Source organism: Serratia sp. DD3 (assembly GCF_000496755.2).
Map to the genome: position 1 here is coordinate 48,704 of NZ_AYKS02000033.1, position 21,575 is coordinate 70,278.

Here is a 21,575-nt window from a genome sequence, read left to right on the forward strand (position 1 = left end):
TCATAAATTCGGAAAAACAACACAAAGCAACACCCCCGCACTTTTAGGCACGGGGGTGTTGGAAATGCTGACTTATCTTGATGATAGTAGGCCTTAATGGCAAGAAAAGAAAGAGATCTCGATCACGAAGCCTAGGCGATAATTTCCGCAGCGGCTAACTACCTGCCATGGCACTGAAATACCAGACAAAATAATCCTCTCCCCCTGGTTTTGAGAAACCGATCCCCGGCTGCCACTTAATTTCCAGTTCGAACTGGAAAAAAACGGACTACACAATAAATTCTCCTGCGGTTAGGGTAAAGGCATCAAAAAAAGCATCTGTCCAGATCAATATCCAGAGGTAACTGAAAAGTGAATGAAGGGATAGCTTCGGCAAATAAAATAGCACAGGTTGATATTAGTAAGGCCTCAGCAATAACCACGCAGGTACTGGCTGATATCAGCACCATGCTGAGTGCAAATAATATTTACACCAATGCGGTACAACAGCAAATGCTGGAGTCGCATATCCGCGCGATGGTATTGCGCTCAATAACCGGTGAACCATTACCTGAAGTTGATAAATCACTGTTTGATGAAATATCTGCCGAATCAATGCAACTAGCAGAACAGGTGGTGGACAAATTCCCCACCTTACCGATAGAGGAAGCGTATCTACTTTCTGTCCATTTTGAAGTAGCTAAAGATAATAACCAATAAATATCGTTTAATCAGGAGAATACACCATGACACAAATCACAGTAGTTATCGGCGACCGTCTGGGTAAAGGGCAAAAAGTAGGCCTGGGCATCGAAAATGCGGGGGCCAAAGCCATCGTAATCCCTGGTATGGCGGCAGATATGAAACTGGGTGATGTGATGAAAGCAGAAAACGCCCAATTGGGTATTTCCTTCTGTGGTAGTGGCGGAGCCGGAGCCATTACTGCCCAGAATAAATATGGCTATAAAGCGAAATATGGCATGCGCTCTGTTGAAGAAGGCGTCACGGCAATTAATGAGGGCTATAACGTATTAGGCTTTGGCTTTATGGATAAAGAGGAGTTAGGCCAGCGCTTGGTAGAAGCCTACATCAAAAAATATGGCAATGCATGATGAAAGAGCTCTACACAACGTCAGTCAAGGTGGAGGGAAAAGGCGATACTAAAGCAAAAGCCTTTGCCTCTGCATTAGCGAATGTGCAGGGTGCGATTTTAAAATCCACCAATAATATTCTGCTGCGCATTGAGCCGCAGGACGTCAGCATATTAAAAGCGGAAGAAAAAACAACCAGAGAAAAATTTCTTTTCTTCTTTCTACCGCGTGAAAGGAAAAGCTATAGCGTTTCTTTGGAAATAACCGTGACTGTCACCATCATCAATACGGAACAGGTGGTCTTTGTCACAAAATAAAAACGTTATTCCCCTAATCACTTAAGTTATGAACCATTGACACCACTTATAAGTTCCAGGGGATATAACATAAAAAGGGTATTATGATGTTTCTAATCATCTTATTTAAGTCGATTATTATCGGCGGGCTGGTAGGTGTCGGCGTAGGAGCCGGTGCCGCACGTATGTTCCATGCCCCGACGACACAGGGTATGGGTGCTTTCCGCACCTTGGGTGAGCTGAACTCCTGCGAAGGAGACCCTGCATCTCACTTCTCTTTTGGTCTTGGTTTCTTCTTCAACGCCTGGGCATCGTCTGTGGCGGCGGGTGCCTTCACGCAGGATGTTGACCACCGCATTATTCCCAACTGGGGTGCCGCGGCCTTGATGATCAAGAACCGTAATGTGGCAGAAACACTGCACGACCCGAAAAAAATGGCCATTGCCTGCGGCATTATTGGCATTTTGGTGGTGGCGTTCCTCAACACCACGGCTTCAGCAGTCCCTGCCGCTTTGCAGGTCACCGCAATCAAAGTTTTGGTACCTGCGGCTAACCTGCTGGTCAATACCGTAATGCCGGTGATCTTCTGGCTGGCGGCCATCGAAGCCGGTAAACGCTCGGGTTTCTGGGGCACTATTTTCGGTGGTTTGGCACAGTTAATCATGGGTAACGCGGTTCCCGGCCTGGTGTTAGGGATCCTGATCGGTAAAGGTGTGGAAGAAAGCGGCTGGAATAAAGTGACCAAAATCATGATGGCGGTGATTGTCCTGCTGTTCGTGCTGAGCGGTTTCTTCCGTGGCTTTGATATCAAACTGCTGCAATCCTTCAGTCTGGGCATCCCTGGCTGGCTGGACGCCATTCACAATACCCTGAGCGGTAAATAAGGAGCTAACTCATGGAAGCACAGACTCAAAAAGGCTTCTGGTATGCCGACTGGTCATTTCCGATTTTTGTTGGCCTACTCTCATCTGGCGTGTTCGCCGGTACACATATGTATTACCTGTACGGTATTGGCGCGTTTAACGAAGTGGCTTTTGTTTCCATGCTGCGCGCTGGGATGGATACCGGGGTTTACGGTGCAGTGGCGGCGTTCGGTGCCAGCTTCCTGTTTGCCCGCATCATCGAAGGTTCACTGGTGGGTATTCTGGATATCGGTGGTGCGATCCAGACCGGGGTGGGGCTTGGTGTCCCCGCACTGTTATTAGGTGCAGGCATTGTTTTTCCCGTTGCCAACTTTGCTGCATCGCTGGTAACGGGCTTAGTGATTGGCCTGGCGATCGGTTATCTGATTATTCTCGCCCGTAAGTTCACCATCAACCAGAGTAACTCAACCTACGGCGCCGACGTGATGATGGGTGCGGGTAACTCCTCCGGGCGTTTCCTTGGGCCGTTGATCATCTTGTCTGCCATGGCCGCGTCAATTCCCATTGGTGTCGGTTCTTTGCTCGGCGCACTGCTGTTTTACATCTGGGGTAAACCTATCACCGGTGGAGCCATCTTGGGTGCCATGATATTAGGGGCGATTTTCCCGGTAGCTATTTCTTAATCTTAATTTCCCCCTGGCTCACCGCCCAGGGGGAAAGGAGTACCTCGTATGTATGACCTCATCATTCGGCGCGCCAGACTGGTGGATGACACCTTGGCCGATGTAGCTATTGTGGGGGGTAAAATCGCCACTATAGGGCAACTGCCTGAAGACGCTCACGCTCACAAGTTACTGGATCTGGCGGGCATTTATCGCCTGAGCGCTGGCTGGATCGATAGCCACGTACACTGTTATCCCTCCTCACCGATTTATCATGATGAGCCGGATCGCGTTGGCGTGGCAGCCGGTGTCACTTCGGTAGTCGATGCCGGTAGTACAGGAACTGATGACATTGATGAGTTTTATGCCCTGACACGCAGTGCTAAAACCAACGTTTTTGCCTTCCTCAATATCTCCCGTATCGGCCTGTTAAGACAAAATGAACTGGCCGATATAACGGATATCAATAAGGAACAGGTCAACAAGGCCATCAATGACAAGAGCGGTTTCGTTATTGGCATCAAAGCGCGCATGAGTAACAGCGTCGTGGGTCAGAACGGTATCAAACCGCTGGTGATGGCAAAAGAGATCCAGCAGGAGAATCACTCATTGCCACTGATGGTGCATATTGGCAACAATCCGCCCGATCTGGATGAAATTGCCGATTTGCTGACCCAAGGTGACATCATTACTCACTGCTACAACGGCAAACCAAACCGTATTCTGACTCCCGCAGGCAAGTTACGCGCCTCCATCGAGCGTGCATTAAAACGTGGCGTCTTGCTGGATGTAGGTCACGGTAGCGCCAGTTTCAGTTTTGAGGTTGCCCGGCAGGCCATCGCACTGGGGATCCTTCCGCACACTATCAGTTCCGATATTTACTGCCGTAACCGCATGGCTGGCCCAGTGCATAGCCTGGCAACCGTGATGTCAAAATTCTTTACCATCGGGCTTTCTCTGCAACAGGTGATTCGCTGCGTGACAGAAAATGCCGCCGCAGCACTACAGTTGACGAGCAAAGGGCAACTGCACCCGGGTTTTGATGCCGACCTGACCATTTTTGACATCCACACAGCACCACAGGTGTTCGCTGACTCTGAAGGGGAGTCAGTCCATGGTGAACAACTGTTGGTACCACTGGCCGCCATTGTGGCTGGTGAAGTCCTATTAACCGATGAAGGAAAAGCGGCTCATGTCTTCAATCTATAAAAAATATAATTTAAAGCAGGTGATCAATACTTCGGGTCGTATGACCATTCTCGGTGTTTCTACACCACGCCAGGAGGTGATTGACGCCGTAAACTACGGCCTGAATCATTACTTTGAAATCAAAGATCTGGTCAATAAGACTGGGGCCTATATTGCCAACCTGCTGAATGTGGAAGATGCGGTGATTGTTTCTTGTGCGTCTGCGGGTATCGCCCAATCGGTAGCGGCAGTGATCGTCAAAAATAACGCCAATCTGTTAGTCAATCTGCATTCGGCACCGGTCAATGAGCCGCGCGAGATCGTGTTGCCACGGGGTCATAATGTCAACTTCGGCGCCCCGGTAGATACCATGGTGGCACTCGGTGGTGGCAAAGTGGTGGAAGCGGGCTATGCCAACGAATGTTCCCCAGAGCAGCTAGAAGCCTGCATCACCGCGCAAACCGCCGCCATTTTGTATGTGAAGTCCCATCACTGCGTGCAAAAAAGTATTCTCTCCGTTGAGCAGGCCGCCGTGGTAGCACGAAACCATAATCTACCGCTGATCGTCGATGCTGCTGCAGAAGAAGATCTGATGTGTTACTACCAGATGGGCGCAGACCTGGTGATTTACAGTGGTGCCAAAGCTATCGAAGGCCCCACCAGCGGTCTGGTGATCGGCAAGAAGCAATATGTGGAATGGGTGAAACAGCAGTCCAACGGTATTGGTCGTGCCATGAAGGTAGGCAAAGAGGGCATTATTGGCCTGACACAAGCGATTGAAAGCTATCTGACGCTTGAACAAACCACTGGCGCGCAAATGGTTGAGTTGATGACACCGTTTATTACCCAGTTGAATACCCTGAATGGCATTAGTGCCAAAACTGTCTGGGACAGTGCCGGGCGCGATATCGCCCGAGTTGAAATTACCTTTGATGAAGCGGTACTGGGGATGTCCACCGTGGATATCGTCCAGGCATTGAAAACCGGCGATATTGCTATCTATTTCCGTGGCTACAAGGCCAACGAAGGCAAAATTGAAGTGGATGTCCGCAGCGTTAACCAACAGCAATTGATGACCATTTTTACCTGCATTAAAAATCTGTTTACGGAGCAATCAGCATGAAACTGAAACCGAATTATTATAAAGATCGTGTTTGTCTTAACGTGTTAGCAGGGTCAAAAGATAATGCGCAGGAAATCTATGACGCCGCGCAAGGGCATGTGCTGGTGGGCGTACTTTCCAAAAACTATCCGGATGTGGACAGCGCCGTGGCGGATATGAGCCGTTATGCCCGCCTGATTGACAATGCGCTCTCTATCGGATTGGGTGCTGGTGACCCGAAACAGTCAGCGATGGTCAGCCTGATCGCTCAACAGGTTCAACCACAGCATGTCAACCAGGTGTTTACCGGTGTGGGTACCAGCCGCGCTCTGCTTGGGCAAAGTGACACGGTGGTTAACGGCCTGGTTTCACCCACTGGTCGCGTGGGTTGGGTCAAGATTTCAACCGGGCCATTAAGTGCACTGTCGGCGGATGGCATCGTACCCGTGGAAACTGCCATTGCGTTACTGAAAGATATGGGAGGCAGTTCGATTAAATATTTCCCTATGGGCGGTTTGAAACACCAGGACGAATACCAGTACGTGGCAAAAGCTTGTGCCGAACATGACTTTATGCTGGAACCTACTGGTGGTATTGACCTGGAAAACTTTGAGCCCATCCTTGAGATTGCGCTGCAAGCGGGTGTCAAGCAGGTGATCCCGCACATCTACAGTTCAATCATTGATTCCACCACTGGCAATACCCGCCCTCAGGATGTTAAAACTTTGTTGGAAATCAGCAAAAAACTGCTAGGGTAAACATCAGCGGTACGACAAGACATAACTTGTATAGCAATGCAGTCACACCATTGCCTGCCTGACACCGTTAGGCAGGCTCATTGATAACGGAAATAGAATGGTAAGGTTCCCCTATCCACGCCTGGCGTACCTGTTTGATGCCTTGCAGTCCGAGGTGTTACCTCAGGAAGAGTTGGCAAAGCGTTTTGCCGTCTCTACCCGCACAGTACGCACGGATATCACGGCGCTAAACGAGATACTGAAAAACTACGGCGCACACTTTGTGCATAGCCGTGGCGCTGGCTATCGTCTACAGGTAGACGATGAAACCCTGTTTAGTGCCTTGCAACAGAAAAAGCACAAAAAGCAGGCCACTCCGCGCAGCGCACAAGAGCGAGTAAATTATCTGTTGATCCGTTTTCTGACCTCAGCTTTCTCGATGAAGCTGGAGGATCTGGCCGATGAATGGTTTGTTAGCCGCGGTACGCTGCAAAACGATATGGCTGAGGTGAGAGAACGGCTGGCACATTACCAATTAACCATTGAGACCAAACCACGCTATGGCATGAAGTTGTTTGGTTCAGAAATGGCGATCCGTGCCTGCCTGACCAACCTGCTGTTTCAGTTGCATCTGACCGATGCGGAAAGCCCCTTGCTGAACAATAACATCCTTCACCAACCGCAAGTCGCTACCTTTGCCAGCTCACTACATCCCTTGCTGTCCCAATACGCTATCCGCCTGACAGATGAAGGCGAACAATACCTGATTTTCTATTGTGCCGTTGCGCTACGGCGCATCATCGATGGCTATCCACTCCAAGAATTTGAGGTGGAAGACGGCGACGAAGCGGTACGTAAAGCATCAACCTGGCTGGCTGGTGAACTGCGCAACGCCGCGGGCAAGGCGATCTCCTCAGCGGAAGAAGCCTATTTGCGCGTCAATATTGCCGCCAGGCAGGTACAAAATGTACAACCCAGCAAAATCAATGCGGATGATGAAGAGGCGTTGGGAGATTACATTCTCTCCTATATCAACTCGCACTATAACTACAACCTACAAGGCGATAAGCAATTACGGGCAGACCTGCTCACCCATATCAAAACCATGATCACCCGGGTGAAATACCAGATCAACATCCCCAATCCGCTGTTGGCAAATATTAAGCAGCATTATCCCATGGCCTATGATGTGACACTGGCGGCCATCTCCAGTTGGGGTAAACACACGCCTTATACCTTGAGCGAAAACGAAATCGGCTATCTGGTGCTGCATATCGGTGTCGGTCTTGAGCGGCACTACAACATTGGTTACGAACGCCATCCACAAGTGATGTTGGTATGCGATACCGGTAACTCGACGATACGGATGATCCAGGCTCAAATCGCACGCAAATATCCGCAACTGGTGATCACACGCACCATTTCACTGCGCGATTATGAGATTCTCAACCATATTGAAGAGGATTTTATTATTTCCAATGCCCGTATCAATGAAAAGAACAAACCGATTGTCGTGATGTCGCCATTCCCTACAGAATATCAGTTAGAACAGCTAGGTAAGCTGGTCCTGGTGGATCGTACCAGACCCTATATGCTGGAAAAGTTCTTCGATGCCGACCATTTCATGGTTATTGATGAACCGCTTTCTCAACAACAGTTGTTTACCAAGGTTTGTTCTCAGTTAGAGCAAGAAGGCTATGTTGGCAGTGATTTTTACCCTTCGGTAGTCGAACGAGAAGCCATCGTTTCTACTCTGTTAGGGGAAGGGATTGCCTTACCACACTCTCTGGGGCTACTGGCAAAAAAAACCGTGGTGGTCACCTTGCTGGCCCCTCAAGGGATCTCTTGGGGGGAAGGAGAAGTGGCTCATGTCATTTTCCTGCTGGCGATCAGCAAAGATGATTATGAAGAAGCCATGGCAATCTATGATTTGTTTGTCACCTTTGTGCGTGAACGTTCGATGACCCGCTTGTTGGGCAGCGATAATTTCGAATGTTTTAAAGCCGTTGCCCTAGACTGCCTGAGCCGAATTTAAGCCACTCGATACGCTTAGGGAATAAAGGAGAAAACTGCTGGCCTTATTTCTCCTTCTTATTGCTCAACACCTTGATCAACGCCCCAATGAGCAGGCCCAGCACAATACCCACCAGTATCCAGTTAATCAGACTCATGTTCGCTCTACCTTAATTATATTTATTGTCATTCAACCAGAAACGCCCGTTCAATCATCAGCGCTCTTTGTTCTGTGGAATAAGTCACCCAGGAATTTTTACTGTTGGATCTCTCCAATACCGTGGCAAACGCCTGTTGGCTGAGAGGAAGGGCCTGCTGCCAGAAAGGAGCAATGGCATGGCGGGTGATAAAGTCACTCAGGTAACGTTCTGGAGCACCCTGCTGTTGTGGAAACAATCGCAAGGCCAGCTCCGCCATTAACAGGCGCTGTTGCGGGTGTGCACTTTCAGCCAGCAGTTCAAGAAAAGGTAGCAGTAAACGCCCACACACCTGCCCATGGTGATAATCTCGCAGGGCGCCGATCTCGCCAGCAATACCATGGATCACCCCCAACCCTGCCATGCTCAGCGTCAAACCACCAAGATAGGAAGCCTGCATCATCGCCTCTCGGGCTTTATCACTCCGATTCAGATCAGGCCAGGCCGACAGAAAGTGACGCATACCCACCAGCGACATCTCTCGAGACCAGTTACTGGCCTTGTCAGAGAGATAAGACTCCAACAGATGCGTGAAAGCATCAATGCCACAACAGGCCAATAGGTTATCTGGTGTCCCTGTTAACAGTTCGGGGTCAAGGATCGCCACTTGGGGGACAAAATTGGCGTGCCGCAAAGAGGCTTTCACTTTGCTGATCTCGGTATCGGTAATCACCGCATTTTGCGTGACCTCACTCCCGGTACCGGCGGTGGTAGGAACGGCGATTAATGGCAATGTGGCACCACTGATTTGGCTATCCCCGACCTTCTCCATATAACGTAGGGTCGGTAAAGGATGTTCGATCAGCGCAGAGAACGCCTTGGCAGCATCAAGCACGCTCCCGCCACCAATGGCCACCACGCGCTGCACTTTTCCACGCCAGCGCGTAACCCATTGGTCGATCTCCTGGGGTGAGGCTTCATGAGCGACAATCTCACTACCGACTAAGCATGGTGCCAGTGTATCCGCCAATGAGCCATAAATAGGCCCATTAAGAAATGAACGGCAGGTGAAAAGTAATGTTGGCTGCGGCTCACTGCGCAGCAACGGAATCAAACGCTGGATAGTGCCATGACCAAACCAGGTTTGCCGGTTGGTAATCATCAGGCTTGAAGCCATGTTCGTCACCTTATACCTGTCATACCTCAAGCTCTAGAAGTCAATATCAGAGATAAACAACAAAGAGCAAACATTGATAACGGAGGTTAATCTTCATCAAAACCGGAATTAAACAGTTCAATGACCGCCGCCAAGGCCTGCTGTTCCTCTGGCCCGCTGGCTTCGATCTCAATATGGCGACCCTGAGCAGAGTCCAACATCAGCAGCGCAATCACGCTGCTGGCCTCTGCCTCTGTCCCACTGTCATTACGTAATAACACTTCGGCATCAAAGCTCTGCACTAACTCAAACAACTTCATGGCAGGCCGCGCATGCATCCCCAAGCGGTTTTTGATCTCTACCGTTTGCCTGACCGTCATTGCTTACGCTTTTCCAGCGTGCGGTGACGTGACTGCACATTCTTACCGCGCGAACGAAAATAATCCGCCAGTTGTTCCGCCACATAAACCGAACGGTGCTTACCCCCGGTACAACCAATCGCTACAGTCAAATAGCTACGATTATTGGTCTCTAACATCGGCAACCACTGTTCCAGATAGCTGCGCGTCTGATAGATAAAATTGTGAACTTCCGTATGACGATCAAGAAACGCCGCCACCGGTTTATCCAGACCGGTCATCGGCCGCAGTTTGGGATCCCAATGCGGGTTGGGTAGAAAACGCACATCAAATACATAATCCGCATCGATAGGAATGCCATGCTTGAAGCCAAAGGATTCAAATACCATCGTCAGTTCCCGCTCACGCTTACCTAACAGGCGGGTACGCAGCATCTCAGCCAACTCGTGAACTGACATTTCAGAAGTATCAATGATCAGATCAGCGCGCGAACGTAATGGCTCCAGCAGATCATTTTCTTCATCAATGGCACTTTCCAATGACAGGTTTTTAGCCGAGAGTGGGTGCAGACGACGAGTATCACTGTAACGACGGATCAAGGTGTTACGATCAGCATCGAGGAAAAGGAGTTGCGGCGAGAAGCTCTCTGGCAACTGAGTCATCGCATACTCAAAAACTTCCGGCGATTCCGGCATATTACGCACGTCAATACTCACCGCGGCAGAACTATTGCGCTCAGCCAATGTTTGGGCAAGCTGTGGCAGCAGTACCACTGGCAGGTTATCAACGCAGTAAAAACCCATGTCTTCCAGCGCCCGCAAGGCGACAGATTTTCCAGAACCGGAACGGCCGCTGACTATCATCAGCACCATGTGGCAACTCTCCCTGACATTAGCGTGGTGGTAACACCACGGTTAGGTTTAATAAACAATACAGGCGCTTTCCATACAGGAAGTCTCTGCCTATGTTTACTCGGTGATAATCTGGTACAGTTCTTCATCACTTTGCGCCGTCCGCAAGCGGCGACACACCGTTTTATCAGCCAATCGTTTGGCGACCAGCGACAAAGTATGCAAATGAGTTTTACATTGATCCGCCGGGACCAGTAATGCAAAAAGTAGATCCACCGGTTGATTATCAATGGCATCAAAGGCAATAGGTTGGTCAAGACGGATGAAAACACCTACCGCTCGCAACGTGTCTTCCTCCAGTTTGCCATGCGGGATGGCGATACCATTACCGATCCCTGTGCTGCCCATTCGTTCCCGCGTGAGAACCGCATCAAAAACCACCTGTGAAGGCAGGTTAAGCTGAGTCGCGGCCAATTCACTGATAATCTCCAAAGCTCGCTTCTTGCTGGTGCAGTGTACCGAGCTTTTGGTGCACTCGATGTTTAGCACCGAGCTTAATTGCATTATTTCGTTGTTCATCTTATTTTCACTTAAAACTGCCTCACTCCGCGCTCTTATCAGTAAAAAAGTGAACTTGATTGCGGTGATAAAACAGTTTTCGCCTATTTAACCCTGATGGCTTATCAGCACCAGCCGTTGTAGTAGATAAGGTGCCGATGGTCGTTATGTAGCCAACTCAGCTACGATATGGGCCACCACCGCATACGACGGTGGTAGCCCAGAATGTCAGTATTGTTTTAGTTTGTCTTTATGTTTGTTCAATTGACGCGCCAATTTGTCGATCAGGCAATCAATCGCGGCGTACATATCTTCTTTTTCCGAAGAGGCGTGCAACTCGCCGCCATTCACATGCACCGTTGCTTCCGCAATCTGCTGCACCTTTTCCACACTGAGTACGACATACACCTGATTGATGTGGTCAAAATACTGTTCGAGTTTGGCAAATTTATTATTGACGAACTCACGCATAGGTTCGGTGATTTCGATGTGGTGTCCGGTAATGTTGAGCTGCATAATGTCTTCCTTCTCTATTGAGGTCAAACCAACTTTTTACGTTGATTAGACGGCGGGATGGACAAAGACTCTCGATACTTGGCGACAGTACGCCGAGCTACCATGATCCCTTGTTTGGAAAGCATTGTAGCCAGTTTGCTGTCGCTAAGCGGCTTAGCGGGATTTTCCGCCGCAATTAATTTCTTCACTAACGCCCGGATTGCCGTTGAAGAGGCTTCACCGCCACTATCGGTATTCACATGACTGGAGAAGAAATATTTCAACTCGAAAACACCACGCGGACTGTGCAGAAACTTCTGCGTCGTCACGCGCGATATTGTCGATTCATGCATCTCCACAGCCTGAGCGATATCCGCCAGTACCATGGGTTTCATAAACTCGTCGCCCTGTTCAAAAAACGCCTGCTGCTGCTCAACAATACAACGTGTCACCTTGAGCAGTGTTTCGTTCCGGCTTTCCAAGCTTTTAATCAGCCATTTCGCTTCTTGCAGATTGCTGCGTATAAACTGGCCATCTGCATCATTACGTACACTGTTGCCCATTGCCGCGTAGTGCTGGTTGATTTTCAGACGTGGAATACTATCTGTATTAAGTTCCACCAACCATTGGTCTTGCCCCTTACGCACCAGCACATCAGGGATTACATACTCTGACTCGCCGGTGTTGATCGACTGCCCTGGCCGCGGCTCAAGAGACTGGATCAACACCATCACCTCTTTTAGTGTATCTTCTTTTAGCCGAGTTGTTCGCATCAAGCTACGAAAGTCATGATTAGCCAGTAAATCTAAATGTTCACTGATGATCAACCGGGCTTGTTCAAGATAGGGGGTCTCTTTAGCATATTGCGACAACTGGATCAGCAGGCAGTCACGCAGATCACGAGCGGCGACGCCGACTGGGTCAAAACGCTGTACGCGCTTCAATACCGCCTCAATCTCATCCATCGCCACATTATCATCACCAATACTCTCGAGAATATCGTCCAGCGATACGGTGAGATAACCGGTATCGTCAACAGCATCAACAATCGCAGTAGCAATCGCGGCATCAGTATCAGAGAACGGCGTCAGTTCCACCTGCCACATCAGGTAGTCCTGCAAGGTTTGTGTGGTCTCCCCCTGATAGACCGGCAATTCATCATCACGATAATCGGTACCGGTACCAGACGGGGTGCCCGCCGTATAGATTTCATCCCAAGTGGCATCCAGCGGCAACTCCTCGGGCATCTCCTTTTGCTCCAGCGCCGTGCTGGTATCCATCTCTTCAGTATCGACGGTTTCTTTAGCATCAATTTCCTGATGCTGATCCTCAAACTGTTCAAGCAGCGGGTTGCTCTCTAACGCCTGTTGAATCTCCTGCTGAAGCTCAAGCGTAGACAGCTGCAACAAGCGTATCGCCTGTTGTAGTTGAGGGGTCATCGCCAGCTGTTGGCTCAACCTGAGTTGCAAACCTTGCTTCATAATCTTCTGTTTATTTCCATTAGCAGCGAACTGTGGACGGACGACTGCAATCTAAAGGCGGAACTCTTCGCCCAGATAAACGCGCTTCACCTGTTCATCCGCTAAAATAACGTCCGGCGTACCATGCGCAATCAGTTTGCCCTGGCTGACGATATAAGCATGTTCACAGACGTCTAACGTTTCACGCACGTTGTGATCAGTAATCAATACGCCCAAGCCACTGTCGCGCAGGTGCTCGATAATCTTTTTGATATCGATAACAGAAATCGGGTCAACACCCGCAAAAGGTTCATCCAGCAAGATAAATTTGGGATTAGCAGCCAGTGCCCGGGCTATCTCCACCCGGCGGCGTTCACCACCGGAGAGTGACTGGCCCAGGTTGTCACGCAGATGAGAGATATGGAACTCTTCCATCAACTCAACGGCGCGATCATCGCGCTGCTCATGTGTGAGGTCAGAGCGGATCTCTAACACCGCCATCAAATTATTGTAAACACTCAATCGACGAAAGATTGAGGCTTCCTGAGGCAGGTAGCCAATGCCACGGCGGGCACGAGCATGCAGCGGCAAAATACTGATGTCTTCGTCATCGATCACAATGCGCCCGGCATCACGCTGAACGATACCGACCACCATATAAAATGTGGTGGTTTTACCTGCACCATTTGGCCCTAATAGACCGACAATTTCGCCAGATTTCACTTTCAGACTGACGTCTTCAACGACTTTACGGCCTTTATAGGCTTTCGCCAGATTTTCTGCGATGAGTGTTGCCATAGATGATTAGTTACTCTTCTTTTGAGCGTTTTTGTCTTGCAACTGTGATGGGACCAACACGGTGGTCACGCGTCGGCCTTTATCGCTAAACGCCTGCATCTGTTGTTGCTGCACCAGGTATGTAATACGATCCCCCTGAACGTTGCTGTCAAGCTGTTCAAGGAAAGCATTACCCGTCAGTGTCACCAATTGGATTGCAACATCATAACGCACTTTCTGCGCATGGCCTTTCACCAGTTTGCCATCGTCCTGCATCTGCTGGAAGGTGACGGGGTTACCGAACGCCTCAATAAAGGTTTTGTTCTGATCACCGTCAGGACGAGTCACCACCACTTTATCGGCTTTGATCTCAATCGTCCCTTGCCTGATCACCACCTCATCAGTAAAGGTGCTGACATTGGTTTGCATATCCAGTGACTGTTTCAACGAATTGATGTTGATCGGTTGATCAGCGTCAGATTTCAACGCTAATGCTGACGTGCTGGCGGTTAAAACCAGGCTGACGATCAATAGATTACGGAGTTGTGTTTTTACTTGGAATTTCATAGTTGGTCTTAACCTTATCAATCAGCTCAGCGGTTTTTTCCCGCAGATTGCCACGCATTCTCATTCCGTTAGAGGTAAAATTCGCCCCGAACAGCGTCACTTCATCATCGGAAGAAACATCTTGGGTTATCAGATTAATCTGAGCATTATCTGTTTTGATTTTTTCCAATTGCGAGGTCGTCGTCAAACTGTTCACCTCAACGTTACCATACAGATACAGCATACGATCTTTGGTCAACTTGGCACGATCTGCACGTACTGACCAAGTAGCCAGCGCATTAGTATCAAATAACGTCATCACCGGTTGAGTAAACCAGGTTACTTCATCCTCGGTGTAATGATTAACCTCTTCTGCCACCAGTTTATAGCTCAACTTACCTTCTGGGTTATAAACCACCGTCACCGTATGTTGACTCTGATAAGTCGGCATCTGATTATTGACCGGCATGGTGCCACTGTCATGGCTAACCTCAGTCATATTCCAGCCGATCAACGCCAGCACAATCACCAATAAAATAAGGGTGATACCCAATTTGGCTCTACTCATATCGACAGCCCTTTGGCGCCCTCCAGCTTATTTTGGGCCAGAAGGATCAAATCGCACAATTCACGAACGGCCCCACGCCCACCCGCAATGCGGGTGACATAATGAGCCCGCGGCAACAGCAGAGGATGAGCATCCGCCACCGCCACTGCCAACCCTACCTGGGCCATGACCGGCCAGTCGATCAGATCATCGCCAATATAAGCAATCTCTTCCGGCACCATTGATAGTTTATCCAACAGTTCCCGGAAGGCCAAAAGCTTATCGGACTGCCCTTGATACAGGTGTGTAATATCCAGCGTTTTTGCCCGGTCTTCCAACAATTTAGCTGAGCGACCTGTAATGATAGCCACTTCGATACCGGATGTTTTCAGGCAGCGGATACCGTAGCCATCGCGCACATTGAAGACTTTCAGCTCTTCACCCTGGTTGCCCATATAGATAAAACCATCTGATAGTACACCGTCAACATCACAAATCAGCATACGGATCTTACCGGCACGCGCCATTACGTCTTCAGTTACCGGCCCGTAGCAGGTTTCAACCAAACTCATTCAGTTCGTTCCTTGTATTAAACGACGCCAGCACGCAGCATATCATGCATATGTACCACACCCAGCAATTGGTCGCCATCAGCAACCAGCACTGCAGTAATATGGCGTTGTTGCATCAGGTTAAGCGCATCAACCGCCAACATGTTTGGCCGCACTCGAATACCCCCTGAGGTCATGACATCAGCGATCTTGGCATTGTTGAGATCAATACCCATATCGAACACCCGACGTAAGTCACCATCAGTAAAGATACCAGCAATTTTCATCAGGTCATTGCAGACAGCAGTCATACCCATATTTTTACGCGTAATTTCCAGCAAGGCATCTCGCAAGGAAGCTTCTGCACTGACGTGTGGCATCTCATCACCGGTGTGCATAATATCACTAACGCGTAACAACAGACGACGCCCTAAAGCCCCACCTGGATGAGACAAGGCAAAATCCTCCGGCGTAAACCCACGGGCTTTCAGCAATGCGACTGCCAAAGCATCCCCCATCACCAGCGTGGCGGTGGTACTGGTGGTGGGTGCCAAACCCAGCGGACAAGCTTCCTGCGGGATCTTGATGCAAAGGTGGACATCGGCAGCTTTACCCATGGCACTTTCCGGGTTGCTGGTCATGCAAATTAGCCGGATCTGCAGGCGTTTTAAGACCGGAATCAATGCCAGAATCTCATTAGACTCACCGGAATTAGAGATAGCCAACACAATGTCCTGTGCTGAGACCATGCCAAGATCACCGTGGCTGGCTTCCGCCGGGTGTACAAAAAACGCCGGAGTGCCGGTACTGGCCAAGGTAGCGGCAATTTTGTTGCCAATATGGCCGGATTTGCCTATCCCCATCACCACCACTTTACCACTGCATCCGGCAATCGCTTCACAAGCGCGGGTAAAATCCCCATCAATATACTGCTCAAGTTGAGCCAGACCTTCGCGTTCAATTTGTAGTACTTCTTTGCCGGCCTGCTGAAAATCAAAACCTGGTTGCAACTGGATAGATGACATACACATTCCCATCGATTTTTACCCGCTATCCGTCAGGAACGGCGGTATTGGCTCTCTCTTGGTGCTATAGGACAAAGCCATATGAACTGAAAGGGTTGAAAAACAGCACTGCAAGATACGTAATAAATCCACATAATAACAGAGCCCCCGCCAGATGACCGATACGATGTTTGCGACCAATACAAAGGACGGTAAGCAACATGCTGGCGGTCAACATCACCCAGTAATCGCGCTGGAAAGCCGCAGGATCAATACTGCCCGGTGACAACAGCGCCGGGATACCCAACACAATGACGGTGTTAAAAATATTTGACCCGATGATATTACCGACGGCCATATCATCTTCGCCTTTTAATGCACCGGCGATAGATGTCGCCAGTTCAGGTAGGCTGGTACCAATCGCCACCACGGTCAGGCCAACCACCAATTCACTCATATCAAAGTAATGCGCAATCACTGTGGCATTATCAATCACCATTTTTGACGACAGTGGCAGGATAACAAAGGCCAGAATCAACCAGAGTATCGCGACGGTACTGCTGCTATCTTGTGGCAACTCTGACAGTTGTTCTACTGTCAGTCTATCGTTGCCCTCGCGCTGCGCCAACCTGGCGATTTTCAGCATCAGCAGGATAAATCCCGCCGCTGCAAGCAACAACACCACGCCATCCAACCGACTCAGGGTATGATTCATCAGGACAAAGCCACATAACAGTGTGACCGCTAACAGCAACGGCAGTTCACGCCGCAATACCTCAGAATGTACAGCCAAAGGATGGATAAGCGCTGCACCCCCAACAATCAATAAGATATTGACGATATTCGACCCTAAAACGTTACCGACAGCCATATCTGGCTGCCCATTCAACGCAGCAGTGACCGAAACGAGCAATTCCGGCAACGAAGTACCGATACCGACAATAGTCATGCCAATAATCAGTGGTGGGACACCCAGGGAACGGCTGATGACCGCCGCGCCATACACCAACCTATCTGCCCCATACACCAATAAAAATAAACCAACAATTAACAACACTACCGCGAAAAACATTCAGCGTCCTTTATTGGGTATACTTGCCACTCTTCAAGTCTCAGATGCGTTGGCTGTCGCTTGAATCAATTTGGGTACCAATACCGTAATAACCCGATTATTTACTGCTCATCGTCAGCAATGATCGAGCAACAGAGGTGTTAAATGGCGAAAAGTTAAACAATTTGATTATTTTGCGTTATTGCTTAATTTTGACCGTCTGGGGACAAAAAGTAAAACTAATGACATCATGGGTAGCGAAATAGCGCTATTTTTTTGTAAAAATAGAGTCCATCGTGCGCATAACAGGATGACAGCTCGCTTCAGGACAAAACGCCAGGCGTTTTTTAACAGCGATAGCACTGGCCACTGGTGGCTGAGGCCTCAATTGAGCCAAGTAACGCGGCAAACGAGTTTACCCTCCTGCAATTTGCCGGGGAACAAGATATATTGCTTTGCTGGCACCCAGTGATTTGGCAAACATGACCTGTACAGGATCAACAAACATGTATCAGAAGGCAGAGAATGTGGTCGAAGTGCGCAATATGTGTTTTTCACGTGGCGATCGGCTGATATTTGAAGACATCAATCTGACCGTTCCTCGTGGTAAGGTAACGGCCATCATGGGGCCATCCGGTATCGGTAAAACAACACTGCTGCGTTTGATCGGTGGCCAACTGGTTCCTGACAGTGGTGAAATCTGGTTTGATGGTGACAACATTCCCGCCTTATCCCGCCATCAACTCTATGAATCGCGCAAAAAGATGAGCATGTTATTTCAATCCGGGGCACTATTTACCGACCTGACCGTATTTGAAAACGTCGCGTTCCCGCTGCGTGAGCATAGTTGTCTGCCGGAACCGATTCTGCGCAGCACAGTCATGATGAAGTTAGAGGCAGTTGGGCTACGTGGCGCGGCAGATCTGATGCCTAATGAACTTTCCGGTGGTATGGCACGGCGTGCAGCCCTAGCTCGGGCTATCGCGTTGGATCCAGAAATGATCATGTTCGATGAACCTTTCGTTGGTCAGGATCCCATCACCATGGGAGTATTAGTGAAACTGATCGCGGAACTGAATCATGCGCTAGGCGTCACCTGTATCGTGGTCTCACATGATGTACCGGAAGTGTTAAGTATTGCAGATTACGCTTATATCGTCGCGGACCACCATGTGATTGCCGAAGGATCACCACAGCAATTGCAAAGCAATCCAGACCCCCGTGTACGTCAATTTCTGGATGGTATTGCTGATGGGCCTGTGCCATTCCGTTACCCCGCAGGTGATTATCTGAGCGAACTTTTAGGGGAAGGGAGAAAATAACCTCATGTTTTTACAGGCGTTGGCGTCATTAGGACGTCGTGGCATCAATACCAGTGCCTCTTTGGGACGCGCCGGACTGATGCTGTTTCACGCACTGGTCGGTCGCCCCGAGCCACGCCGACAGTGGCCGCTGTTGCTTAAACAGCTGTATAGCGTTGGCGTTCAATCACTGTTGATCATCATGGTTTCCGGTGTCTTTATCGGCATGGTTTTAGGGCTGCAAGGCTATTTGGTACTGACCACCTATAGCGCAGAAGCCAGTCTGGGTATGATGGTGGCATTATCGTTACTGCGTGAACTGGGGCCAGTGGTTACCGCCCTGTTGTTCGCTGGCCGTGCAGGCTCTGCACTAACGGCTGAAATTGGCTTAATGAAAGCCACTGAGCAGATCTCCAGCCTGGAAATGATGGCCGTTGACCCACTCCGGCGTATTGTGGCTCCACGTTTTTGGGCTGGCCTGATCAGCATGCCGCTACTGACAATGATTTTTGTGGCTGTCGGTATCTGGGGAGGCTCCATCGTCGGTGTCGATTGGAAAGGGATCGACAGTGGTTTCTTCTGGTCAGCCATGCAAGAGGCGGTTGAATGGCGTAAAGATTTACTCAACTGTCTGATTAAGAGTGTGGTGTTTGCGATTACCGTGACCTGGATTGCGATTTTCAATGGCTATGATGCGATACCGACTTCTGAAGGAATTAGTCGGGCAACGACACGTACCGTAGTACATTCGTCACTGGCGGTGTTGGGATTGGACTTTGTGCTGACGGCACTGATGTTTGGGAATTGATACAATGCAAACGAAGAAGAGTGAAATCTGGGTTGGTGCGTTCATGCTAGTGGCACTGTGTGCTATCGTCTTCCTTTGTCTCCAGGTGGCGAATATCAAATCGATCGGTAATGAACCGACCTACCGCATTTACGCCACATTCGATAATATTGGTGGTTTGAAAGTGCGTTCTCCCGTGAAAATTGGTGGGGTAGTGGTTGGCCGGGTAGCGGATATCTCTCTCAACCCGAAAACCTATACCCCTCTCGTGGCACTGGATATTCAAACCCGCTACAACCAGATCCCGGATACCAGTTCGTTGGCCATTCGTACTTCCGGTCTGTTGGGTGAGCAATATCTGGCACTGAACGTAGGTTTTGAAGACCCTGAGATGGGCACCAGCATCTTGCAGGATGGTGGGACGCTTCAAGACACCAAGTCAGCTATAGTTCTGGAGGATTTAATCGGCCAGTTCCTGTACAAAAGTAATACCCCGGCAAGTAGCGATAAGCCGGATACAGTAACGGAACCGGCAACTAATGCCCCTCCTCCACCCGCTAACATTCATTAATAATAGAGGACAACTGGATGTTTAAACGTTTACTGATGATTGCTTTGTTGATGGTTGCGCCGCTGGCTAACGCAGTTGACCAAACTAATCCTTATAGCTTGATGCAAGATGCTGCGGCGAAAACCTTCACTCGCCTGACAAACGAGCAAGCAAAGATCAAGCAGGATCCTAATTACCTGCGTGCTATCGTACGTGAAGAGTTAATGCCGTTTGTTCAAATTAAGTACGCAGGTGCTCTGGTTTTGGGGCGTTATTATAAAGATGCCACCCCAGCACAGCGTGAAGCCTATTTCACCGCTTTCCAAGCGTATCTGGAACAGGCCTATGGTCAGGCACTGGCGATGTATGAAAATCAAACCTACCAGATTGATCGCCAGCAGCCCGTGGATAATGCCGATATTATTGCCATCCGTGTGACTATCATTGATAACGGAGGGCGTCCCCCGGTACGTCTGGATTTCCAATGGCGAAAGAACAGCAAGACCGGCTATTGGCAGGCCTATGATATGATTGCCGAAGGGGTGAGTATGATCACCACTAAGCAGAATGAATGGGCCGCAACGTTACGTCTTAAAGGGATTGAGGGACTGACTCAGCAACTGCAAGCGGCAGCTAAACAGCCCATTACGCTGGATCGGAAAAGCTGATGGCTGAAGCATTAAGCTGGATGTCACAACAGCAAACTTTAGTGTTGCGAGGCGAGCTTGATCGTGAAACGTTACTGCCACTCTGGCAACAACGTGAGATACTGTTGGCGGATAAAACCGCCATTGATGTGGCTCAACTACAACGAGTCGACTCCTGTGGCTTGGCATTATTGTTGCACTTACGCCAGCAACAGCACCTGCAAGGGGTTGAATTGAAAATTTTGGGGATCACTGAACGGTTACAAACACTGATCAATCTCTACAATTTACAACAGATCATTCCCGTTGAAACCACTCATTAGCGCTGTTTCTGCTTACAGTGAGTTACGCCAGGTTTATGCACGTTGCAACAAAAACATTAAGCGTTTTTAAACAGCTCTTGCCCGGCTCCCGAAGGAAATCCCCGGGAGCCGCGCCATAACCCTGCTGCTTAAATAACGACGGACATAGGGTCAATTGGCTGATCTCAGGGCCAATACCGAACTGAACACTATACAAAACTCGATACTATACAAAACTCAATACTATACAGAACCGAATACTATGGAAAATAGCAAAATTGAAGAGGTGCTGATGAACGCATTGGCACTGGATGAAGTCCATGTTACTGGCGATGGTAGCCACTTTCAGGTGGTTGCAGTGAGCGAACAGTTCGCCACCATGAGCCGTGTCAAAAAACAGCAAGCCATCTATGCACCGCTGATGGAGTACATTGCGGATAATAGTATTCATGCTTTATCCATCAAAACGTACACCCCTGAAGAGTGGAAGCGGGATCGCAAACTCAACGGATTTTAAGGCTGTTTGCCGCTAGGCAGGCAGCTCAGAATAGATAATAGAGAGTAG

At 49.3% G+C, this 21,575-nt stretch carries 27 protein-coding genes; 15 read left to right on the plus strand and 12 right to left on the minus strand.

The annotated features are described in order from the left end of the window. Window positions 1–363: 363 nt before the first annotated feature. The 9 genes from IO95_RS05145 to IO95_RS05185 all read left to right on the plus strand — a co-directional run bounded on the left by IO95_RS05145 (window position 364) and on the right by IO95_RS05185 (window position 7,953). Window positions 364–699, plus strand: coding sequence for a glycine dehydrogenase (locus IO95_RS05145; RefSeq protein WP_255351353.1), 336 nt, complete (start codon window positions 364–366; stop codon window positions 697–699). A gap of 26 nt (window positions 700–725) precedes the next feature. Beyond that, window positions 726–1,091 (plus strand): glycine-rich SFCGS family protein, encoded by a 366-nt coding sequence (locus IO95_RS05150; protein WP_037384149.1) that lies wholly within the window; start codon window positions 726–728, stop codon window positions 1,089–1,091. Continuing rightward, complete coding sequence (locus IO95_RS05155) at window positions 1,091–1,387, plus strand: DUF4312 family protein (RefSeq protein ID WP_023489799.1); 297 nt, start codon at window positions 1,091–1,093, stop codon at window positions 1,385–1,387. The genes IO95_RS05150 and IO95_RS05155 overlap by 1 nt, the downstream gene beginning before the upstream one ends. Window positions 1,388–1,473: 86 nt before the next feature. Continuing rightward, the gene (locus IO95_RS05160) at window positions 1,474–2,250 is read left to right on the plus strand and encodes a DUF4311 domain-containing protein (RefSeq protein ID WP_037384152.1); all 777 of its coding nucleotides are present in this window, start codon (window positions 1,474–1,476) and stop codon (window positions 2,248–2,250) included. An 11-nt stretch (window positions 2,251–2,261) separates the two neighbouring features. After that, window positions 2,262–2,912, plus strand: a complete 651-nt coding sequence (locus IO95_RS05165) for a DUF4310 family protein (protein ID WP_023489801.1) — start codon at window positions 2,262–2,264, stop codon at window positions 2,910–2,912. Window positions 2,913–2,960: 48 nt separating this feature from the next. Then, window positions 2,961–4,100, plus strand: coding sequence for an amidohydrolase/deacetylase family metallohydrolase (locus tag IO95_RS05170; RefSeq protein WP_023489802.1), 1,140 nt, complete (start codon window positions 2,961–2,963; stop codon window positions 4,098–4,100). Continuing rightward, window positions 4,084–5,202, plus strand: a complete 1,119-nt coding sequence (locus IO95_RS05175) for a DgaE family pyridoxal phosphate-dependent ammonia lyase (protein ID WP_023489803.1) — start codon at window positions 4,084–4,086, stop codon at window positions 5,200–5,202. The genes IO95_RS05170 and IO95_RS05175 overlap by 17 nt, the downstream gene beginning before the upstream one ends. Next, window positions 5,199–5,939: a KDGP aldolase family protein gene (locus IO95_RS05180; RefSeq protein WP_023489804.1), complete on the plus strand. Its 741-nt coding sequence runs from the start codon at window positions 5,199–5,201 to the stop codon at window positions 5,937–5,939. Before IO95_RS05175 ends, IO95_RS05180 begins: the two co-directional genes overlap by 4 nt. Before the next feature lie 97 nt (window positions 5,940–6,036). Next, a complete protein-coding gene (locus IO95_RS05185) occupies window positions 6,037–7,953 on the plus strand; it encodes a transcription antiterminator (RefSeq protein WP_037384155.1) in 1,917 nt (638 codons plus the stop codon). A 164-nt stretch (window positions 7,954–8,117) separates the two neighbouring features. Here IO95_RS05185 and IO95_RS05190 read toward each other — a convergent pair whose 3' ends face one another. From IO95_RS05190 to IO95_RS05245, 12 genes are all read right to left on the minus strand, one after another. After that, window positions 8,118–9,245, minus strand: a complete 1,128-nt coding sequence (locus IO95_RS05190; RefSeq protein WP_023489726.1) for an iron-containing alcohol dehydrogenase — start codon at window positions 9,243–9,245, stop codon at window positions 8,118–8,120. 86 nt (window positions 9,246–9,331) lie between these two features. Continuing rightward, a complete protein-coding gene (npr, locus tag IO95_RS05195) occupies window positions 9,332–9,604 on the minus strand; it encodes a PTS phosphocarrier protein NPr (RefSeq protein WP_023489727.1) in 273 nt (90 codons plus the stop codon). Continuing rightward, a complete protein-coding gene (rapZ, locus tag IO95_RS05200; RefSeq protein WP_023489728.1) occupies window positions 9,601–10,455 on the minus strand; it encodes an RNase adapter RapZ in 855 nt (284 codons plus the stop codon). The genes npr and rapZ overlap by 4 nt, the downstream gene beginning before the upstream one ends. Before the next feature lie 96 nt (window positions 10,456–10,551). Beyond that, window positions 10,552–11,013, minus strand: a complete 462-nt coding sequence (gene ptsN, locus IO95_RS05205) for a PTS IIA-like nitrogen regulatory protein PtsN (protein WP_152554902.1) — start codon at window positions 11,011–11,013, stop codon at window positions 10,552–10,554. Window positions 11,014–11,220: 207 nt separating this feature from the next. Then, window positions 11,221–11,508, minus strand: coding sequence for a ribosome hibernation promoting factor (hpf, locus tag IO95_RS05210; RefSeq protein ID WP_023489730.1), 288 nt, complete (start codon window positions 11,506–11,508; stop codon window positions 11,221–11,223). Between the two features lie 23 nt (window positions 11,509–11,531). Beyond that, entirely contained in the window at window positions 11,532–12,968 is a 1,437-nt protein-coding gene (rpoN, locus tag IO95_RS05215) for an RNA polymerase factor sigma-54 (RefSeq protein WP_037384158.1), read from the minus strand. A 51-nt stretch (window positions 12,969–13,019) separates the two neighbouring features. Next, window positions 13,020–13,745: an LPS export ABC transporter ATP-binding protein gene (gene lptB / locus IO95_RS05220; protein WP_023491991.1), complete on the minus strand. Its 726-nt coding sequence runs from the start codon at window positions 13,743–13,745 to the stop codon at window positions 13,020–13,022. A gap of 6 nt (window positions 13,746–13,751) precedes the next feature. Next, entirely contained in the window at window positions 13,752–14,291 is a 540-nt protein-coding gene (gene lptA, locus IO95_RS05225) for a lipopolysaccharide ABC transporter substrate-binding protein LptA (RefSeq protein ID WP_023491990.1), read from the minus strand. Continuing rightward, window positions 14,260–14,838, minus strand: coding sequence for an LPS export ABC transporter periplasmic protein LptC (lptC, locus tag IO95_RS05230; protein ID WP_037384161.1), 579 nt, complete (start codon window positions 14,836–14,838; stop codon window positions 14,260–14,262). The genes lptA and lptC overlap by 32 nt, the downstream gene beginning before the upstream one ends. Beyond that, complete coding sequence (gene kdsC / locus IO95_RS05235; RefSeq protein ID WP_023490496.1) at window positions 14,835–15,389, minus strand: 3-deoxy-manno-octulosonate-8-phosphatase KdsC; 555 nt, start codon at window positions 15,387–15,389, stop codon at window positions 14,835–14,837. The genes lptC and kdsC overlap by 4 nt, the downstream gene beginning before the upstream one ends. Window positions 15,390–15,406: 17 nt before the next feature. Beyond that, window positions 15,407–16,393, minus strand: coding sequence for an arabinose-5-phosphate isomerase KdsD (gene kdsD, locus IO95_RS05240; protein WP_023490497.1), 987 nt, complete (start codon window positions 16,391–16,393; stop codon window positions 15,407–15,409). 64 nt (window positions 16,394–16,457) lie between these two features. After that, complete coding sequence (locus IO95_RS05245) at window positions 16,458–17,444, minus strand: calcium/sodium antiporter (RefSeq protein ID WP_023490498.1); 987 nt, start codon at window positions 17,442–17,444, stop codon at window positions 16,458–16,460. Between the two features lie 485 nt (window positions 17,445–17,929). Here IO95_RS05245 and mlaF point away from each other — a divergent pair, with 485 nt between their 5' ends. The 6 genes from mlaF to ibaG all read left to right on the plus strand — a co-directional run bounded on the left by mlaF (window position 17,930) and on the right by ibaG (window position 21,527). Then, a complete protein-coding gene (gene mlaF, locus IO95_RS05250; RefSeq protein ID WP_023490499.1) occupies window positions 17,930–18,745 on the plus strand; it encodes a phospholipid ABC transporter ATP-binding protein MlaF in 816 nt (271 codons plus the stop codon). A 4-nt stretch (window positions 18,746–18,749) separates the two neighbouring features. Then, a complete protein-coding gene (gene mlaE / locus IO95_RS05255) occupies window positions 18,750–19,532 on the plus strand; it encodes a lipid asymmetry maintenance ABC transporter permease subunit MlaE (RefSeq protein ID WP_023490500.1) in 783 nt (260 codons plus the stop codon). A 4-nt stretch (window positions 19,533–19,536) separates the two neighbouring features. After that, window positions 19,537–20,082, plus strand: coding sequence for an outer membrane lipid asymmetry maintenance protein MlaD (gene mlaD, locus IO95_RS05260; RefSeq protein ID WP_023490501.1), 546 nt, complete (start codon window positions 19,537–19,539; stop codon window positions 20,080–20,082). Between the two features lie 17 nt (window positions 20,083–20,099). Next, window positions 20,100–20,729, plus strand: coding sequence for a phospholipid-binding protein MlaC (gene mlaC, locus IO95_RS05265; RefSeq protein WP_023490502.1), 630 nt, complete (start codon window positions 20,100–20,102; stop codon window positions 20,727–20,729). Continuing rightward, window positions 20,729–21,031, plus strand: coding sequence for a lipid asymmetry maintenance protein MlaB (gene mlaB, locus IO95_RS05270; RefSeq protein WP_023490503.1), 303 nt, complete (start codon window positions 20,729–20,731; stop codon window positions 21,029–21,031). Before mlaC ends, mlaB begins: the two co-directional genes overlap by 1 nt. Window positions 21,032–21,272: 241 nt before the next feature. Then, on the plus strand, window positions 21,273–21,527 hold the full coding sequence (gene ibaG / locus IO95_RS05275; RefSeq protein WP_037384164.1) for a BolA family iron metabolism protein IbaG: 255 nt from the start codon (window positions 21,273–21,275) through the stop codon (window positions 21,525–21,527). Window positions 21,528–21,575: the final 48 nt, after the last annotated feature.

Coding starts and splice junctions, on each gene's coding strand:
- rapZ (WP_023489728.1), bottom strand. CDS start 10,455: ATGGTGCTGATGATAGTCAGCGGCCGTTCCGGTTCTGGAAAATCTGTC.
- mlaE (WP_023490500.1), top strand. CDS start 18,750: ATGTTTTTACAGGCGTTGGCGTCATTAGGACGTCGTGGCATCAATACC.
- IO95_RS05160 (WP_037384152.1), top strand. CDS start 1,474: ATGTTTCTAATCATCTTATTTAAGTCGATTATTATCGGCGGGCTGGTA.
- mlaC (WP_023490502.1), top strand. CDS start 20,100: ATGTTTAAACGTTTACTGATGATTGCTTTGTTGATGGTTGCGCCGCTG.
- ptsN (WP_152554902.1), bottom strand. CDS start 11,013: ATGAACAACGAAATAATGCAATTAAGCTCGGTGCTAAACATCGAGTGC.
- IO95_RS05190 (WP_023489726.1), bottom strand. CDS start 9,245: ATGGCTTCAAGCCTGATGATTACCAACCGGCAAACCTGGTTTGGTCAT.
- ibaG (WP_037384164.1), top strand. CDS start 21,273: ATGGAAAATAGCAAAATTGAAGAGGTGCTGATGAACGCATTGGCACTG.
- rpoN (WP_037384158.1), bottom strand. CDS start 12,968: ATGAAGCAAGGTTTGCAACTCAGGTTGAGCCAACAGCTGGCGATGACC.
- IO95_RS05245 (WP_023490498.1), bottom strand. CDS start 17,444: ATGTTTTTCGCGGTAGTGTTGTTAATTGTTGGTTTATTTTTATTGGTG.
- IO95_RS05185 (WP_037384155.1), top strand. CDS start 6,037: ATGGTAAGGTTCCCCTATCCACGCCTGGCGTACCTGTTTGATGCCTTG.
- IO95_RS05150 (WP_037384149.1), top strand. CDS start 726: ATGACACAAATCACAGTAGTTATCGGCGACCGTCTGGGTAAAGGGCAA.
- hpf (WP_023489730.1), bottom strand. CDS start 11,508: ATGCAGCTCAACATTACCGGACACCACATCGAAATCACCGAACCTATG.
- IO95_RS05170 (WP_023489802.1), top strand. CDS start 2,961: ATGTATGACCTCATCATTCGGCGCGCCAGACTGGTGGATGACACCTTG.
- lptB (WP_023491991.1), bottom strand. CDS start 13,745: ATGGCAACACTCATCGCAGAAAATCTGGCGAAAGCCTATAAAGGCCGT.
- IO95_RS05180 (WP_023489804.1), top strand. CDS start 5,199: ATGAAACTGAAACCGAATTATTATAAAGATCGTGTTTGTCTTAACGTG.
- mlaB (WP_023490503.1), top strand. CDS start 20,729: ATGGCTGAAGCATTAAGCTGGATGTCACAACAGCAAACTTTAGTGTTG.
- IO95_RS05165 (WP_023489801.1), top strand. CDS start 2,262: ATGGAAGCACAGACTCAAAAAGGCTTCTGGTATGCCGACTGGTCATTT.
- lptC (WP_037384161.1), bottom strand. CDS start 14,838: ATGAGTAGAGCCAAATTGGGTATCACCCTTATTTTATTGGTGATTGTG.
- npr (WP_023489727.1), bottom strand. CDS start 9,604: ATGACGGTCAGGCAAACGGTAGAGATCAAAAACCGCTTGGGGATGCAT.
- lptA (WP_023491990.1), bottom strand. CDS start 14,291: ATGAAATTCCAAGTAAAAACACAACTCCGTAATCTATTGATCGTCAGC.
- kdsD (WP_023490497.1), bottom strand. CDS start 16,393: ATGTCATCTATCCAGTTGCAACCAGGTTTTGATTTTCAGCAGGCCGGC.
- mlaD (WP_023490501.1), top strand. CDS start 19,537: ATGCAAACGAAGAAGAGTGAAATCTGGGTTGGTGCGTTCATGCTAGTG.
- IO95_RS05155 (WP_023489799.1), top strand. CDS start 1,091: ATGAAAGAGCTCTACACAACGTCAGTCAAGGTGGAGGGAAAAGGCGAT.
- mlaF (WP_023490499.1), top strand. CDS start 17,930: ATGTATCAGAAGGCAGAGAATGTGGTCGAAGTGCGCAATATGTGTTTT.
- kdsC (WP_023490496.1), bottom strand. CDS start 15,389: ATGAGTTTGGTTGAAACCTGCTACGGGCCGGTAACTGAAGACGTAATG.
- IO95_RS05175 (WP_023489803.1), top strand. CDS start 4,084: ATGTCTTCAATCTATAAAAAATATAATTTAAAGCAGGTGATCAATACT.